Raw genomic sequence first — 16,915 nt, forward strand, 5'->3', positions numbered from 1 at the left:
CCTCAAACCTTCCCGCTAGCCTGATCCATGCTCTTGATCAGATCGGCCAGGGTCTGTTTGCAAATGTCCGCATTGGGCTTGTCGGCCCGCAGGGCAGCCAGGGCGTGGTCGATGGCTTTGTCCACCACATGCCAGGTGGCGGCGTCGCGCGGTTTAAGGCCGGCTTCGGCTTCATCCCATGACACTTCCAGGTCTTTGATACGGGTTTTGCCGCCAGCCAGATCGCCTTTGTTGACCAGCGTTTGCACATCCACTGCAATTTTGCGGAAAGACGATAGATCGCCCAGTTTTGCCGGCGCGGCAGCCTGGGCCGAAGCCAGCAGCGGCAAGCTGGCAGGCAATAGATTGGTGGCAGTCAGTGCGGCGAGTGCCAACAAGGTCATTGTCAGTGGACGCGCCAGCGGGATGGGGTGTGACATGGTTTTACTCCTGAATAAAACAACGGTGCGGTCTAACAAATAATGGGGATGGCCCGATCAGTGAGCTGGGTCGGCGCGCATGGCCTGGCGTTGTGCCATGACGACCAAAGCCACAATGACCAGCAGAAAAAGGGCGCTGGTGAGCATGGCACCCAGGCCCAGTCCGCCATAATGGGTGGATTGGGACAGCAAATCGCCCAACGCAGCGCCCAATGGCCGGGTCAGGATGTAGGCCACCCAGAATGTCAGCACCGCGTTGACGCCCAGTTGCCAGGCAATGGCGGTCAGCGCAATCAATAGTCCAAACACAAACACGCCCCACTGAAAGCCCAGACCCAGCGCTTCGGTGGTGAGATCGCCAGCGGCAGTGCCCAGGGCGAAGGTGCACAAAATGGCGGCCCAGTAGAAGAGTTCGCGCGGCAAGGTGGTGATGTCCTTGATCGAAAGCGTGCCTTCTTTGCGGTACCAGATCGCAAAGATGAAGACCAGCAGCACGGCAAATACGGCGGTGCTCAGATAAAGGCTGACGCCCAGGCCATCGGTCAGCAGATCGGTGATTTGTGTGCCGACCACGCTGACCAGCACGACGGTCAGCCAGTAAATCCACGGCACGTGGCGGTGCGCGGTCAGTTGCAGACCCAGTGCGCCCGCCAGAAACAGCGCCATGGCGCTATCGGTGACCAGCGTGCCAAAACCGGCGTTGACGGCCAGAAAATCTGCGCCGGTTTCACCGACGGTGGTGGAGAGAATCTTGATCAGCCAGAAGGCGACAGTGACAGCGGGGACTTTGTTGGTCCAGTGGGGGCTTGCTTGCATGGGAGGGGCTCTGGCTATTGCGGATGGGCGCAATGTGCCTGAGGGGACTTAGGTGGGGCATAGGTGAGGGGGGAACTGGTTTTGCCTTGAAAAGGCAGCCATGTGCCCGGATGTCACTGCGTAGCCCGGATGGAGCCGGAGGCGGAAATCCGGGAGACCGGTCGGCCGCAGCAGGTGGCCTTTGGCTGTAGGGTGGATTCGGAGCGGAGCGACAATCCACCACTGCGGTGTGTGTAATAGCGCCTGGCGGCGCGGGTTTGAAAAGCATTTGATACCCGGGGTGCCGGGCCCACGTTACTTTCTTTGCTTCGCCAAAGAAAGTAACCAAAGAAAGGCGACCCCTGCGACAGCGCCCTTCGGGTTCCCTGCGCTTCTCGCAAGGCGCGGCTGGCTGCAGCCCCGCTGCCACTGCCATCCGATGGGATGATCGTCTTTGTGGGGGTACCCCCGAGGGGCAGGAACTCGGCCTTCGGCCTCAAACACCCTTACGCCGAAACCCCGGACTTTGCTGCGATGCTCGGCGCTGCCGGAGGGGGGAAAGTCAACATCAACATCAAAAGCAACCCCAACCCCAACCGCACAAACCCTCTGTGCGCAAGAATGGTTAGCTCCCCCACCACTTCGTCATTCCGGCGAAGGCTGCAATCCAGGGGGCCGCCGCAGGTGGCCTTGTGCCGGCGTACCACCCGGCCTTCCATCCGCTGGCGGCCAGACCCAGTCCTCAATGCAAGGCCATCAACATCGCATTCAAAAACGTCCCCTGTTCGTTATACGGGTCGCTGGCAATGTATTCGGGGCTGGTGGCGTCGCAGCAGGTGGGGTCGGGGTTGTCCCAGACGGACCATTGCACCACCACCAGGTGTTCGCGCTGGTTGATGGCAATCAGTTGGCCAAATACACCTTGCGCTTCAAAGGTCCAGTCGCTGACGGAAGCGGGCTGACCTTGCACCGGGTCACGCGCCTGGACCGGCACCGCACCCGCAGGGTTGTCGGTGTTTTGCAGTGGCGCGCCAATGTTGGCATAGAGCGGGCTGGCAAAGTTGGTGCCACCGACCTGGTTGTCGTCGTAGGCAGGGGCAAACCACCACATATAACCGTATTGACCATTGTCGGCGTAGTAGGGCAAGGCGGAGGCCATGGTCCAGGTGGTGGCGTCACGCATCCAGTGTTCCGGCAGGGTGCGGGAGCCATCGGGCAGGCGGCCGTTGTTCATGACGTACAGGCCCCAGCGACCGTAGTCATGCAGGGTGGCGTTAAAGCCGCCAGCGCCGAAAGACACACCGTTCCAGGTCCACCAGTTGCCGTTGGCTTCCATACCCAATGGTTGCCACAGCTTGCGCTGCATGTACTGCGCCAGGCTCAGGCGGGTGGCGCGCTGGATGGCTAGCCCGGTCAAAAAGGCTTCACCGGTGCTGTAGTTGAACACCGCACCCGGTACTGCGTTGACCCCGGTGGCAGGGTCGATGGCATGTGGCCGGGTTTTCAGCAGGTTCAGCGCACAGATGGGGGTGTTGGTGCTGGAGGTATTCACACACTTGAGCAAGCTGGACAGATCCGAGTTCGGGTCCAGATAGTTCTCGTTCCAGGCCACGCCGGAGGCCATATGCAGCATGGCGCGCAACGGTACGCCCTGATACGCCGTGCCGTGCAGTTCCGTCACGTACATGTCGATGGGGTCATCCACGCTGGAGATATACCCATCCTTGATTGCCATACCCAGCAAGGTGGAGGTGATGGATTTACCGGCCGATTTGCTGTCCCAGAGCGTCCACGGCGTAATGCCCATTGCGTAGCGCTCCAGCGCGATATTGCCGTCTTTGAGCACCAGCAGTGCTGTGGCTTTGCTGTGCTTCATGTAGTCATCCACCGTGTTGCCGGTGTGGGGCGTGCCGTTGGGGTTGCTACCGTACTGGTAACGCACCTGGCTGGCCCGCCATAACTGGTCTGGCCGGGCGGGCCACAGCGGAGAGACCCAGTAGCCGCGCTGCATGGTTTCGGTACTGAAAAGTTGGGCGCTATGACTGAAACCGACCACCTTTTGCTGTGTGGTCCAGGAAAACATGTTCTGCGGGTCGGGCAAGGTGATGCTGGTCGCATCGGCGGCGATGGCATTGGCGCCCAGCAAAAGGCCTGCGCACCAGCCCATGCATTGGAGCAATCTGTTCATGGTGAACCTCGGGGAAAAACGTCTCATGCAAGCGAGCAGCACCCGGGGTACGGGCGCATTTTGCCTGTTAGCCCGGATTGGGCCGGTATTACGCTTAAGGTCTTGCTGGAATGACGCGGAATCTGGGCATCAGACAAATCAATTCAATGGCTTTGTTTCTGGATTGCTTTTTTTGTGTGCAATCCGGCGCTGGTTTTGTCAGTTTTTGCCGGAAAGTGAAGCTGATGGCCCACCGCAGGTGTGATCCAGCGGGCTGACCATGAGCGAATAATCTGCGTTGTAGAGAATGCTTTCGTCTACTGTCAACAATGACGATGACGAACGTAATGAGATAGCCGGTTCTGCATGCCATAACGGCAGCCAGACTGACCAGTGGTAGAAGCGGGCAGGGATAAGGGCCGGGGCGAGCTAATCCGTGCAGATCAGCGCGTTAACGCACGCCATAACGGTTGCGGATTTGCGGCAGGACGCCGTTTTTCTCCAGCCGGGAAATCGCCGCATTCAGGGTGGCGATGTCGGTATCGGTGGCGGCTCTGCGGCTGAGCATGAAATGCACCTCATCGCTCACCACCGGCATGGGCAGTTCCTGGACGGAAAGATCCTGCTTGCGTGCTTCCCACAACAGGGCCGCCAGATCGCCCAGCATGATGTCGCCATGCCCGGCCTTGAGCATGCGGATACCTTGCTGGAAGTCCTCAAAAAACGCCACCGACGCGCTGGCTCGCATGGCCGGCAGGTTGTCGGCGTAATCCTGACCGTACCAATCGGTGTTGGGGCTTAACAGCAATACCTTGCGGCTGCCCAGATCGGCAAAGTGGTGGATATCGGCGTATTGCGGTGCTTTGCTGGTCAGTGCGACGAGCGCGGTGATCTCGTGCCGGTAGGGCAGGGTGAAATAGCTGGTTTTCTCACGTTCCGGGGTGTCGGATGCGGCCAGCAGCAGGGTCAGCTCGCCATCTTCGTACATTTTCAGCCGCCGCTTGCGTGGCACTTCCCCGGTGATGATGAGCGTGCAGCCGGCCTCCCGGAATACGGCTTGCGCCAGTTCCACATCCAGCCCGGCGGGTTTGCCGGCCGCATCGGCGTAGACATAGGGCGGCCAGGTTTCCAGCGCCATGGTAAAGGGCTTGCTGCAGGCCGCATGGGCCGCGCCGGTCAGCAGCCAGAGCGCCAGGGGGGCCAGCCTCACGTTTGGACTCAAAGTCATCCTCCAGCCTGAGGATACATATTGTCCCAGTATAGAAAGTGCCCGAGCCGTCTTGCGCCGTGCCCACGCCATCTGCCCGACACAAGTTGTCATTGCCCATGCATGTGCTAAACCACCATGCAAAGTGCGGGTGGGTACAACAGCGGGCAGACAACGGCGGCGGGAGAGTGACATGTTCCAGATTTCAGTGGTCAACGGTTCACGAACCCTGTCCGATCGCGACATGTTGCGGGCGATCCGGGCCATTAACCGGCAAATTGCAGAAGACTTCGAGCCGTTCTGGGCCTTTGGCGGGCGACTGCGACTGGATGCCAGCGGACCGGAAATCAAAGACCCGCGCCAACTGGCGCAACTGCGCGGGGACGCCATTCTATACGTACTGGACAGCGCACAGGGCGCGGGTTTTCTGGGGTATCACGATCACAACGCGGCTGGCGTGCCGTTTGGATACATCTTTCTGGATTTATGCCGCCAGCTTGGGGATGAATGGACCACCACACTCTCGCACGAGGCCATGGAACTGATTGGCGATGCGCAGTGCAATCTGCTGGTGCAGGGGCCGCATCCGGCCAACCCGCAGAACACGGTCTACCACTACTTTGAGATGTGCGATGCAGTGCAGACCGTCACTTACGCCATCGACGGTGTGACGGTGTCTGACTTTGTCTTACCCGCCTACTTTGCCAGCAGCAGCGAGCCGGGCGCACGCACCAGCTTTTGCAGTGCGCCGCTGACGCCCTTTGGCGTCACGCCCGGTGGCTATATCGGCTTTTTTGATCCGGCGCTCAATGCGCCAGACACCTTTTTTGCCAACAATGCCGTCGCGGCACAGCGCCTGGCGCTCAAAACCGGGCACGGCAATGGCCGGGTTGCGCGGCGGGGTGCGACTACCGTGCAAGCGGGGGCCAGCACCACGCCTGCTGATCCCATCCGGCATGTGGTGGTGTTGATGCTGGAGAACCGCTCGTTCGATCATATGCTGGGCGCGCTGGCGGCCAGTATTCCAGGGCTGACTGGCGTGCAGGCCAGCGACCCGCGCAGCAATACGGATAGCCAGTCCGGCAAGGTCTTTACCCAGAGCCCCGCCGCCGTACCGTGGGTGGATCAAACCTTTGCCCCGCCGCACGAATACACCGATGTGCAAACCCAACTGGCCGACCAGATGGGGCATTTTGTGGATAGCTACCGCGCGGCACTGGGCAGCAAGCTGGATGCCGCCACGCTGGCGCGACATCAACAAGAGATCATGAATTACTTCAAGGAAGGGGACCTGCCGGTATTGCACACGCTGGCACGCCACTTCATGGTGTGCGACCGCTGGTTTTCCTCGTTACCCGGCCCCACCTGGCCCAACCGCTTTTTTGTGCATTCGGCTACCTGCAAAGGGCAGGTGGTGATGCCCAGCGGCGGCTCGCCGGCGACCTGGAGTTCGTTGCTGACGGATTACGATCAAGACACCATTTACGATCGCCTCAACGCGGCGCAGCCCCCGCGCAAGTGGAAGATTTTCCACGATGGTTTCCCGCAGACGGCCTTGTTGAGTCATGTGCGGGAGCAGATTCTGTCATCCCCGTATTCGGGCATGGCCGATTTTGTCAGCGCCTGTGCCGGGCCGGAAGGCGCGTTCCCGGATTACGCCTTTATCGAACCGCGTTATTTTGACAACAGCAATGGCAAGGAAAACGACCAGCACCCGCCCGCCAGCGCGGCCGATGGCGAGGTGCTGATCGCGCAGGTCTACAACGCTATCCGGCAGAACCAGAACCTGTGGAACAGCACCTTGCTGATCATCACCTGGGACGAACACGGCGGCTTTTACGATCACGTGCCGCCACCTGCTACGGTCGCCCCCGACACCTTCATGGATAGCACGCATGGCTTTGATTTCAGCCGGCTGGGCGTGCGCGTGCCCACGCTGCTGGTCTCGCCATGGATACCGGCTGGCGTGGATCACACGGTGTATGACCACAGCAGCATCTTGCGTTATTTGTGCGACAAGTGGCGCATGCCGTATCTGGGTAATCGCATGAATCCGGCCGTGGCGGACAGCAAAGTGTGCGGCAACTTTGCCGGGCTGATCTCGCTGACCACGCCGCGCACGGACAACATCACCGTCGCCGCCTCGCCGGTCACGCTCCCCGCGGCAGCCGCCACCCCGTGGGATGATGCACGTGAGGCGCTGTTGAAAGCGGCGGAAGCCATCATGCATCCGGGCCCGGTCATGGGCGCGGCGGCTGCACCGGTCACGCCGCCACAAAGCGTGGATGAGCGCATCCGCGCTGTGGAGGTATGGCTGGCAAGCAAAGCGCCGCAAACCTCCGCGCCGCCGCCGGCTAAACGCAGAAAAGCCGGAAAGCCTGGCGTTACAGCAGGGGCAGGCCGCTAAAGGGCTTGACCTCGCCCATGGCCAGCATGGACTCCACGGCCGCCACCCCGGGCAACACACGCAGCACGTCGTGGACAAACTGGCCATAGTCATCCATGTCTTTGGCGACAATCTGCAGCAGATAATCCGCGCTGCCGGCCACGCTATGGCACGCCACAATGCGCGCTATACCCTGGATTTCCACTTCAAACCGGTCGTAAAGCGTGCGGTCGTGCTCGCCAAAATGCACCAGCGCAAACGCCAGCACACCCAACGCCAGCGCCTTGCGTGACAGCACGGCGTGATAGCTGTGGATATACCCTTCGGTTTCCAGCCGCTTGAGCCGGCGCACACAGGGGGTCTCGCTCAGGCCGATCCGCTCGGCCAGGTGCGAGAGGGAAATCCGGCCATCCTGTTGTACTAGCGCCAGAATGTGCCGGTCGTATTGATCCAGCGTATCCATACCTTGTCCTTGGTTCTGGCCTGGCCGCAAAGTAACACCGTAGCCCGGATGAAGGCCCAGCGGGCCGGGAATCCGGGGTGGCAATGCATGCAATAGCGATGCCCGATCCGCAAAACCCTACATCAGCATCATGCTTGCCCGCATCGTCACCCCGGATTGCGCCTTGCTCCATCCGGGCTACGATGCTGGCCTGACCGCAAAGTAACACCGCAGCCCGGATGAAGGCCCAGCGGGCCGGGCATCCGGAGTGGCAATGCGGGTACATCACCGCGGCCCGCTGGCAGGAATCCAGCCTGCGGCCCAGCGGGCTGCTTGCGCCGGCCAGGTACACTCAATACGGCAATTTCCCGGTTGCCCGCAAGGTCTCCCCCACGGCCTTGGTCAACTGCGCATGAGCTGCTGCAATGTCTCCGGCGTCTTTGCTATCCACCGCGCGGGAGACCGCATCAAACGTCACCTGCCAGGTTTCCGGGTTGGGTGTGCGGGGGCTTTCTTTTTTGGCGAGGGCGTAATCCAGCGCGCTTTCCAGGTTGTCCAGATGCGTGTGCAGACCGCCGGTTTCGCCGGTTTCAATGGGCGGGGAGAGGGGCGTGATACTCATGGCAAACTCCTGAAAAAGGAACGGGTACTGGCGGACCGCCCACCAGCAGAAATATGAGGTTGATCTCTTAATCTGGCACAACGCTGCCCTTTGTCCAGATCGCATGGCATGTCGGGTTGACAGTACGCCAGGGCTGAGCCAGAACCCATGCAGAACCACGGCGATGAGCGTGGCATGCAGTTGGGGGTGAACCGTCAGGGAGACAGTTCTGGAGGCACCAGCATGGTCACTCGTGTTCGTCAGGATGTGAACAAATTGCCGCAGTGGGACCCAACCTTGCTGTGGTACGCCAAAGCCGTGGCAGAGATGCAGACGCGGCCTTTTAACGATCCCACCAGTTGGCGCTATCAGGCCGCCATTCACGGTTACCAGCGGGATCAAGACCCGTTTGCCAGCGACAGCGACACGCTGCCCAGCGCCGCCGACCAGCGCACCTTCTGGAGTCAGTGCCAGCATTCATCCTGGTTTTTCCTGCCCTGGCATCGCATGTATCTGATGTGTTTTGAGGCGATGGTGGCCGCGACGGTGGTCAAACTGGGTGGCCCGGCCGGCTGGTCTTTGCCGTACTGGAACTACAGCGACACCAGCAATCCTGGCGCGCGCCGTTTGCCGGCCGCCTTCTTTCTGCCCACGCTGCCCGATGGCAGCGCCAATGCGCTCAATGTCAGCGCCCGCGCGCCCAATGACAACGGCGATATCGGCATGACGCCAGCAGAAGTGGATATTCGCTGCCTGGCAGACGCCCTCTTTACCGGTATTGCCGATGGCGGTCACCCCGGGTTTGGCGGCCCCAAAACCGGGTTTAACCACGGCAATGGCCCCACCGGCGCGCTGGAAAAAACGCCGCATGGCGACGTGCATGTGGCGGTAGGTGGCGATAGCGGGTTGATGAGCGCCTTTGAAACCGCCGCGCTGGACCCGATTTTCTGGCTGCACCACGCCAATATCGACCGGTTGTGGCAGGTGTGGCTTAACCGGCTCTCCAGCCACAAAAATCCGGCCGATACCACCTGGTTGTCCGCCAGTAACGCCAAATTCCAGTTTCACGATGCCAGTGGCCAGGTCCAGACCTACACCCCAGCCCAGATGCTCGACACCACCAACACGCTTTTGGGATATCAGTATGAAGACACGTCAGACCCGCTGGCTACGGGGGCGCCAGTGAGCATTCATGCCGCGGTGGGCGGCCCCATGGGCGCGGTGGTGCAGCAGCCGGCAGAACTGGCGGGCGGGACATCCGCCGCGCATGCGCTGGCCAACGCTCCCACCACAGCGCAGGTGCCCTTGCAGGCGGGGGCGGCCAGTGTGCGCGGCGCGGCGCTGACCTCTGCGCCGGTGGCGCGGGTGTATCTCAACCTGGAAAACATTACCGGTAGTGGTCGGCCCGGCGGGTATGGCGTTTACCTGAACGTGGCGGACGCAGCCAACCCGCCGGCGCAATCAGACCCCGGTTTTGCCGGGACATTGCCCATGTTTGGCGTGCAGGCCGCATCTGGCAGTGACCTGCTGCATCAGGGCAGTGGCCTGACCTATGTGCTGGATGTCACCCATGTGGTGGAGCACCTGAAAGCGGCGGGGACGTGGGATGCCCACAATCTGCGCGTCACCTTTGCGCCATTGCGGGCCGGGCAAAAAGCACCTGATCTGCAAGTGGGCCGTATCAGTCTGTATTACGGAGACTGAGTTGACCGTGCTACGGCAATGGCTGGTGTGGCACCCGGAATGGGTCGCGCTGGCTGTGTGCGTGGCGGCCTGGTCGCTGCTGCTGGTGCAGGCTGGCCAGACCATGCCCTTGCTGGCGCTGTGTACTGCAAACGGCGTCCAGTCTGGCCCCGTGTTGCCGCGTGTGCTGGGCGGGTTGTTGATGCTGCTGGCGATGATGTCGCCGCGCTGGTTGCCCGCATTGCGACATGTGGCATTTCGCAGCTTGCGGCAGCGACGCGGGCGCGCCATGAGTGTTTTTGTGCTGGGCTGGCTGCTGCCGTGGTTGCTGGCAGGCTTACCGCTCTGGGCCTGGCAGGGCGTGATTGCGCTACCCACTGCGGCACTCGTGGCCTTGTTTGCCGGGGCGGTGCTGTGGCAAGGGCTGCCCGCGCGAAAGCGGGTGCTGCTGCGTTGCCACCGGACCCAGCCGCTGGCACCGGGTGGCTGGCGCGCACAGAGTGATTGCCTGCGCTTTGGCATCAGACAGGGCGTCGATTGTCTGCTGACCTGCGGCCCGTTGATGCTGGCACTCAGCCTGGCGCCGCCGGCACGCGGCTTGATGCCGGCGGCCAGCGCGCTGCTGGCGGCAGAACTGTATCTGCCGCGTTTTGCCGGACGCCGGGCGGCGTTGTTTACCGCGTTGCTGGGGTGTGCTGCGCTGGGGTGAGGACCACCGGGTTGGCGCCGGCTACGCCTTCGGTCAGGGGTAATTCCACAGTAAAGGTCGAACCTTCACCTGGCACGCTGTCCAGCCGGATGCGGCCGTTATGCGCTTCTACAATCTGCGCCACGATAAACAACCCCAAGCCCAGCCCGCCAGAACCACTGGTGCTGGAGGCGCGTTCAAACACCTGGAAAATCCGGGTCTTGTCTTCTGGCGCAATGCCCATGCCCTGATCACGTACCGACAACTGGACCTGATTATCCTTCTGCGTGAGTTTGATGGTGACCGGTTTGCCACTGCCATAACGGATCGCATTGGTGATCAGGTTGGTAATCACTTGATCCAGCCGGTAGCGATCCCACAGCCCCACAACGCAGTCGGCAATGTCCAGCGTATAGCCGTGATTGGATTGCGTGAGCTGATCGGCAAAGCGCTCGACGATTTCATGGGTCAGTTCAGACAGGTCGAACTCGGTGGTGGCATAGGTCAGCTTGCCCACACGGATGCGGGACACATCCAGCATGTCGTCGATCAGCCGGATGATGGTTTCCACCAGCCGTGAATCGGTATCCGTCATCTTTCTGAGTTTGTCGGGCGTAAAGGCGTCCAGGTTATCCCGATCCAGATGGCGCTGGCGCAACTGGTTCTGCAGTTTGAGCGTGGCCAGCGGCGTTTTGAGTTCATGCGAGGCAATCGCCATAAAGTCATCGCGCACGCGGATAGCCTGTTGCAGTTCGCCCTGGGTTTTTTGCAACTGCAGCAGCAGTTTTTCCTGCGCGGCGCGGCTGGCCTGGAGTTCCTGCAACTGGCAACGCATGGCGAGGCGCTGCTGGTGCAGTTCGACAAAAATATTGATCTTGCTGCGCACCGCGTGGGCGTCCAGCGGCTTGTGCAGAAAATCCACCGCGCCGCTTTCGTAGCCCTTGAACACAAAGTGTTCCTTGTTGCCGGCGGTGACAAACACAATGGGCACGTGTTTGGATTTTTCCGTACCGCGCATGAACTCGGCCAGTTCAAACCCGTTCATGCCTGGCATCTGCACATCGATCAGCGCCAGCGCAAAGTCATGCAGCAAAATCAGTTCCAGCGCCTGCAAGCCCGATTGCGCGGTGTGGATTTCCAGCTCGTTGCTACGTATCAACGCTTCGAGCGCGAGCAAGTTCTCTGCCAGGTCATCGACCACCAGAATTTTGGCTTTGGCTGGCTGCATGACTTTATCCATAAGCATGGGCCGCCAGTGCCGGTCCGATCTCCCGGGCGGGCAAAATCAGCTCAACCGTCGTCTGGCGCAGGGCGCTGGCGGGCATGAACGGGGCTTGCGCGTCCGCCGGGTCTTGCACGATGGTGGTGGCGCCAGCGGCCACCAGCGCGGCCATGCCGGCTGCCCCGTCCTGGTTGGCGCCGGTCAGTAACACGCCCACCGCGCGTTTGCCCAGCGCATCCGCGCCGGATTCAAACAAGAGATCAATGGCCGGGCGGCAAAAATGCACGGGTGGATCGTCATTGAGCGTCAACTGGCCCTCCGGCTCAACCAGCACATGATAATCAGGCGGGGCAAAGTACACCCGCCCGGCTTTGAGTTGTACCTTGTCATGCACCTCCGCCACTGGCAAGGCCATGCGCGGAGCGAAGATATCGACCAGCAGGCTGGGGCTGCTGGACGGCAGGTGCACCACAATCACCACCGCCGCGCCCAGGTCGGCCGGCAAGGCCGGCAGGATCAGTCCCAGCGCTTCCACGCTGCCGGCAGAGCCCCCGATCAACACCGTGGGTGGCAAATGGCGGGTATCACGGGGTTGCAAACGCATGGTCATACCTTGCGAAAAACCCGTTCAGTTTTGGCAAAAGACTCAAATTCGCCGGCAAACTCGGAAAACTGCACCGTTTCCTTGGAGCCCAGCCCCAGAAAACCACGATGCACCAGTGACTGGTGAAACAGTTCAAAAGCGCGGTTTTGCAGTTCGCGGTTGAAGTAAATGAGTACGTTGCGGCAAGAAATCAGTTGCACCTCAGAGAACACACTATCGGTCGCCAGGCTGTGATCGGCAAAGATCACGTTACGCCGTAGCGATTTGTCGAACAGCACAGAGCCATAGGCCGAGGTGCAATAGTCAGACAAGGAACGCGTGCCACCGGCTTTATCGTAATTGCGTTCAAACAGCGCCATGCTGTCCAGCGGGTAGATACCCGCTTCGGCCTTTTGCAGACTGTGCGGGTTGATATCCGTGGCGTAAATGATGGCGCGGTCCAGCAGGCCTTCCTCTTTGAGCATGATGGCCATGGAATAGACTTCCTCGCCCGTGCTGCAACCGGCAATCCACACCTTGATGGTGGGGTAGGTATGCAAAATGGGCAGCACCTGTTCCCGCAGCGCGCTGAAGTAGCCTGGGTCACGGAACATCTCGCTCACCGGAATCGTCAGGTATTGCAGCAGCGCCGGAAAACAATCGGCATCATGAATCACCCGGTGCTGTAGCTGGCTGACTGTCTGGCAATCGAACTGCTGCAAAGCGTGCGCTACCCGCCGCTTCATGGAGGCGGGCGAGTAGTTGCGAAAGTCATAGCTGTACTTGAGGTAGATGGCCTCGATCAGCAAACGCAACTCAATATCGAAGTCGGCGGCGGCGTAGGTCACAGGCGGCTCAGCTTGGGCATCCACACCCGGATCAGCGACAGCAGTTTATCCAGATCAATCGGCTTGGCCAGATAGTCATTGGCGCCCGCGGCAAGGCACTTTTCCTGATCGTCCCGCATGGCGTTGGCCGTGACGGCAATAATGGGCAGGCGGGCAAAACGTTCATCGGTGCGGATCTGGCGCATGGCGGTATAGCCATCCATCTCCGGCATCATGATGTCCATGAGTACCAGGTCAATGTCTGGATCGGTGTCGAGTTTTTCCAGCGCATCACGGCCATTGCGGGCAATGACAATCTGCGCGCCTTTGGGCTCCAGTGCGCTGGTGAGCGCAAAGATATTGCGCACGTCATCATCCACCACCATGATCTTGCGCCCCTCAAAGGCCTTTTCGCGGCTACGCGCTACCTTGAGCATTTGCTGGCGTTCTGGTGCCAGGGTGGTTTCCACGCGGTGCAAAAACAGTGTGACTTCATCCAGCAACCGCTCAGGCGAGCGTGCGCCCTTGATGATGATGGAGTGCGAATAGCGCCGCAGTTCGGCTTCTTCTTCCCGGCTAAGCACGCGGCCGGTATAGACAATGACCGGCGGGAACGCATAGGCGGAATCGGCCGCCATGCGTTTCAGCAGGTCGTAACCGGCCATGTCGGGCAGGGTCAGATCGACCACCATGCAGTCAAAACTGGTGTCCTTCAGATGCTGCAGCGCGTCTTCAGCCAGCGCCACAGCGGTGATTTTGACGTCTTCATCCGCAATCAGCTTCATCATGCTTTCGCGCTGGAGCGGGTCGTCTTCCACCACCAGTACGTGCTTGATGGCTTGCGACAATTTGGCCTCAATGCGCGCAAACACCTTGCGCAGTGCTTCCCGATCCGCCGGCTTGAGCGCGTAGCCAATCGCCCCGGCCTGCAAGGCGGCGTGGCTGCTATCTATACCGGAAATCACGTGCACCGGAATATGCCGCGTGCGCGGTTCTTCTTTCAGCCGCTCCAGCACCGTCATGCCGGATTGATCCGGCAGTTTCATGTCCAGCATCACGGCGTCTGGCATCAATTCCAGCGCCAGATCAAAGCCGCTTTGCGCACTGCTGGCCAGCAGACAATCAAAACCCAGTTCCTTGCCTTGCGTGTACAGAATACGGGCAAAGGTGGCATCGTCTTCAATGATCAGCACCTTGCGCGCGTTGGGCCGCAACTGGTCGCGGTCATCCGGCAGGGCGGGTGTAGCGGGTTCCACCGGCGCGGGCAACGCCGGGCGGGAGGCCGGCACGACGCTGACGGAGGCGGGTGCGTCATCCGCCGGCGTTTGCGGCAGGGTCAGCGGCACAATCAAGGTAAAGGTGCTGCCGGTGCCAGGCGTGCTTTGCACACTGATGGTGCCGCCCAGCAAGCCCGCCAGATCGCGCGAAATGGTCAGGCCCAGACCGGTACCGCCAAATTTGCGGTTGGTGGCGCCGTCGGCCTGGTGGAAGGCATCAAAAATGGTTTGGAGTTCGTTTTCCGCAATGCCGATGCCGGTGTCGGAAACGGCAAATGCCACTTCACCCGGCGCGTGCAGACCCGCCACGATATGCACCGTGCCTTTTTCGGTGAACTTGATGGCATTGGAAAGCAAATTCTTCAAAATCTGCTGCAAACGGGCCTGGTCAGACACGATGGTGCGCGGCAGATCCGCCCGCGCGACCACTTCCAGCTCAACCCCCTTGCTTTGCGCCAGCGGCTTGAACATCTGCTCCAGCCCTTCCAGCAAGCGGCTGGTGGGAATGTCTTCCGGCCAGATATCGAGCTTGCCGGCTTCCACCTTGGAGAGGTCCAGAATATCGTTGATCAGCGTCAACAGGTCATTGCCGGATGAATAAATGGAGCTGGCAAACTGCACCTGTTCTGGTGACAGATTGCCCTCACCGTTATCGGCCAGCAGTTTGGACAGAATCAGCGCGCTGTTGAGCGGTGTGCGCAGTTCATGCGACATGTTGGCAAGAAACTCGCTCTTGTAACGGCTGGCACGCAGGAGTTCGTCGGCGCGTTCTTCCAGTTGCACATGCACCATGCTCAGCGCCTCGTTACGGGCGTCCAGCTCATCCCGCTGCTGTTGCAGGGTTTGTGTTTGTTCTTCCAGTTGATCGTTGTTCTGCTCCAGCTCGACTTGCTGGCTTTCCAGCCGCACCTGGGATTCGCGCAAGGAACGGGATTGCTCTTCCAGTTCTTCATTGGCGACTTTCAATTCTTCTTGCTGGGCTTGCAGTTCTTCATTGAGTTGTTGTGTTTCACTCAGCACGTTCTGCAATTGCTCACGGTACTGCGCGCTATCAATGGCAGTGCCCATGGCGTGCGCCACCAGATTGACAAACTCCTCGGCCTGATCGGGCATGGTGTGGGTAAACGACAGCTCCATGACCAGATTGACAAAGCGATCGCCCCGCGCCGGAATCACCAGCACCGCGCGTGGTTTGCCGTTACCCAGCGCGGAGGTCACGCGCAGGTAGTCATCCGGAATATCGTTCAGCACGATAATGCGGTTTTCTGCTGCGGCCTGGCCGGTAATGCCTTCGCGCAACTGGAATTCACGCTGGCTTTCCAGCGCCGTGGCTTCCAGCGCGTACTGACTGACCCGCGCAAAATGCTGGCGGTCTGCACTGACATAGACTGCGCCCACGGCCGCACCCAGGTGGCGCACCATGAAGTCCAGCATATTGGCCGCCAGGGTCTGGATGTTCTGTTCACCCAACATGACCGTCGCCAGTTCGGTCTGGCCCTTGCGCAGCCAGCTTTGCCGTTCCAGATGCAGATTGTGCTCGCGCTGCTGCGCCAGTGTTTCGCCATAGGCCTGCGAGAGTTGCTGCAACTGGCGGCGGCCGCTCAGCACCAGTACCACACCAGAAAACAGGCCAATGGCCAGCGTCAGGCCCAGCAACCAGTTAACGGTGTTTTCCACCTCGATACTACGTTGCGCGCGGGCGGCTTCTTCGGTCTGGATGATCTGGCTGAAAAAGCCCCGCAATTGATCCATTTGCGTTTTGCCGGATTCAGAGGTGATGTAATCACTGGCGTTCTGGATGCCATCCTGGCGCGCCTTGATCACATGCTCGGCATAGTTGTGCCACTCTTTGTAGCGCTCTTCGGCCCGGCTGAAAAAGGCTTGCTGGCTGGGGTTGTCGGCCGCCAGGGCGCGGGCTTCATGCAGCGTGTCCAGAAACTGCTCGCTGGAGCTATTGTACGGCTCCAGGAAACTGGCTTTGCCGGTGATCACATAGCCGCGCAGGCCCGTTTCACCATCTACCAGTAACTTGGTCACGGCTGTGGTTTTGCTGATGACCTGATCGGCATGGTCTACCCAGCGGCTGACGTTTTGCAGATACAGCACAAGGCCAATGTAGATAGCGCTGGTCACCGCCGCGACGATCAGCGGGGCGAGCACATTGCGCGCCAGAATGCGGCGGAAGGTGTTTTCTGGAAGCGATAAATCGGTCATGGCATTCTGCGGTGTCGTTGTGGCCGGTTTGGGGATGTGCGTGTTGCACATACTTCAAGAATCAGGCGGGATGATGTCATGAGTCGTCGTGTAAGGATGTCGGTTGTAGTCCTACACGGGTGGGGGGAGAGATTTGCGCCCTGGAGAACCGCCCCATTGCCCGGATGGCGCGAAGGGGGAATCCGGGGTGGGGCTATTTGCAAGCATGAAACAGGCTGCTTGCCACGCGGCCACTAATTCGTCATTCCCGCGGAGGCGGGAATCCAGCTACGACCTGTACCAGGATCGGGATGTACACCCGCGCCACTACTTCGTCATTCCGGCGAAGGCCGCAATCCAGCCCGGCCGCCGCAGGTGGCCTTTGCAATGCCGGTTGTAGGGTGGATTCGGAGCGAAGCGACAAT

General features: G+C 60.5%; 13 protein-coding genes. 3 read left to right on the plus strand and 10 right to left on the minus strand.

The genetic code is table 11. The annotated features are described in order from the left end of the window. Window positions 1-2: 2 nt before the first annotated feature. From HNQ50_RS00315 to HNQ50_RS00330, 4 genes are all read right to left on the minus strand, one after another. Window positions 3-419, minus strand: coding sequence for a hypothetical protein (locus HNQ50_RS00315; RefSeq protein WP_221302922.1), 417 nt, complete (start codon window positions 417-419; stop codon window positions 3-5). Between the two features lie 57 nt (window positions 420-476). Further along, window positions 477-1,235, minus strand: coding sequence for a COG4705 family protein (locus HNQ50_RS00320; protein WP_184096396.1), 759 nt, complete (start codon window positions 1,233-1,235; stop codon window positions 477-479). 721 nt (window positions 1,236-1,956) lie between these two features. Continuing rightward, window positions 1,957-3,402 (minus strand): serine hydrolase domain-containing protein, encoded by a 1,446-nt coding sequence (locus HNQ50_RS00325; protein ID WP_184096398.1) that lies wholly within the window; start codon window positions 3,400-3,402, stop codon window positions 1,957-1,959. 430 nt (window positions 3,403-3,832) lie between these two features. Continuing rightward, a complete protein-coding gene (locus HNQ50_RS00330) occupies window positions 3,833-4,609 on the minus strand; it encodes a substrate-binding periplasmic protein (protein ID WP_184096400.1) in 777 nt (258 codons plus the stop codon). A gap of 172 nt (window positions 4,610-4,781) precedes the next feature. Between HNQ50_RS00330 and HNQ50_RS00335 the strand changes: the two genes are divergently transcribed. After that, complete coding sequence (locus tag HNQ50_RS00335) at window positions 4,782-6,995, plus strand: alkaline phosphatase family protein (RefSeq protein WP_184096402.1); 2,214 nt, start codon at window positions 4,782-4,784, stop codon at window positions 6,993-6,995. On the opposite strand, the gene HNQ50_RS00340 is transcribed toward HNQ50_RS00335, so the two are convergent. Next, window positions 6,973-7,437 carry an Lrp/AsnC family transcriptional regulator gene (locus tag HNQ50_RS00340; RefSeq protein ID WP_184096404.1) on the minus strand — a complete coding sequence of 155 codons (465 nt, stop codon included), beginning with the start codon at window positions 7,435-7,437 and terminating at the stop codon, window positions 6,973-6,975. The two genes, HNQ50_RS00335 and HNQ50_RS00340, sit on opposite strands and share 23 nt — an antisense overlap. Window positions 7,438-7,768: 331 nt before the next feature. Next, window positions 7,769-8,038 (minus strand): hypothetical protein, encoded by a 270-nt coding sequence (locus tag HNQ50_RS00345; RefSeq protein ID WP_184096406.1) that lies wholly within the window; start codon window positions 8,036-8,038, stop codon window positions 7,769-7,771. A gap of 222 nt (window positions 8,039-8,260) precedes the next feature. On the opposite strand from HNQ50_RS00345, the gene HNQ50_RS00350 reads away from it, so the two are divergent. Together HNQ50_RS00350 and HNQ50_RS00355 are read left to right on the plus strand one after the other, a co-directional pair. Next, a complete protein-coding gene (locus tag HNQ50_RS00350; protein ID WP_184096408.1) occupies window positions 8,261-9,721 on the plus strand; it encodes a tyrosinase family protein in 1,461 nt (486 codons plus the stop codon). A 7-nt stretch (window positions 9,722-9,728) separates the two neighbouring features. Next, a complete protein-coding gene (locus HNQ50_RS00355; RefSeq protein WP_308419122.1) occupies window positions 9,729-10,409 on the plus strand; it encodes a copper chaperone in 681 nt (226 codons plus the stop codon). Here HNQ50_RS00355 and HNQ50_RS00360 read toward each other — a convergent pair. From HNQ50_RS00360 to HNQ50_RS00375, 4 genes are read right to left on the minus strand one after another with little or no spacing between them, the layout of a single operon-like run. Then, window positions 10,375-11,616 (minus strand): hybrid sensor histidine kinase/response regulator, encoded by a 1,242-nt coding sequence (locus HNQ50_RS00360; protein ID WP_221302923.1) that lies wholly within the window; start codon window positions 11,614-11,616, stop codon window positions 10,375-10,377. The two genes, HNQ50_RS00355 and HNQ50_RS00360, sit on opposite strands and share 35 nt — an antisense overlap. Window positions 11,617-11,620: 4 nt before the next feature. Further along, the gene (locus HNQ50_RS00365; protein WP_221302924.1) at window positions 11,621-12,214 is read right to left on the minus strand and encodes a chemotaxis protein CheB; all 594 of its coding nucleotides are present in this window, start codon (window positions 12,212-12,214) and stop codon (window positions 11,621-11,623) included. A 2-nt stretch (window positions 12,215-12,216) separates the two neighbouring features. Further along, window positions 12,217-13,065, minus strand: a complete 849-nt coding sequence (locus tag HNQ50_RS00370; RefSeq protein ID WP_308419113.1) for a CheR family methyltransferase — start codon at window positions 13,063-13,065, stop codon at window positions 12,217-12,219. Continuing rightward, the gene (locus tag HNQ50_RS00375; protein ID WP_184096414.1) at window positions 13,038-16,511 is read right to left on the minus strand and encodes a response regulator; all 3,474 of its coding nucleotides are present in this window, start codon (window positions 16,509-16,511) and stop codon (window positions 13,038-13,040) included. The genes HNQ50_RS00370 and HNQ50_RS00375 overlap by 28 nt, the downstream gene beginning before the upstream one ends. Window positions 16,512-16,915 lie beyond the last annotated feature (404 nt).

Source organism: Silvimonas terrae (assembly GCF_014202765.1).
GTDB lineage: Bacteria > Pseudomonadota > Gammaproteobacteria > Burkholderiales > Chitinibacteraceae > Silvimonas > Silvimonas terrae.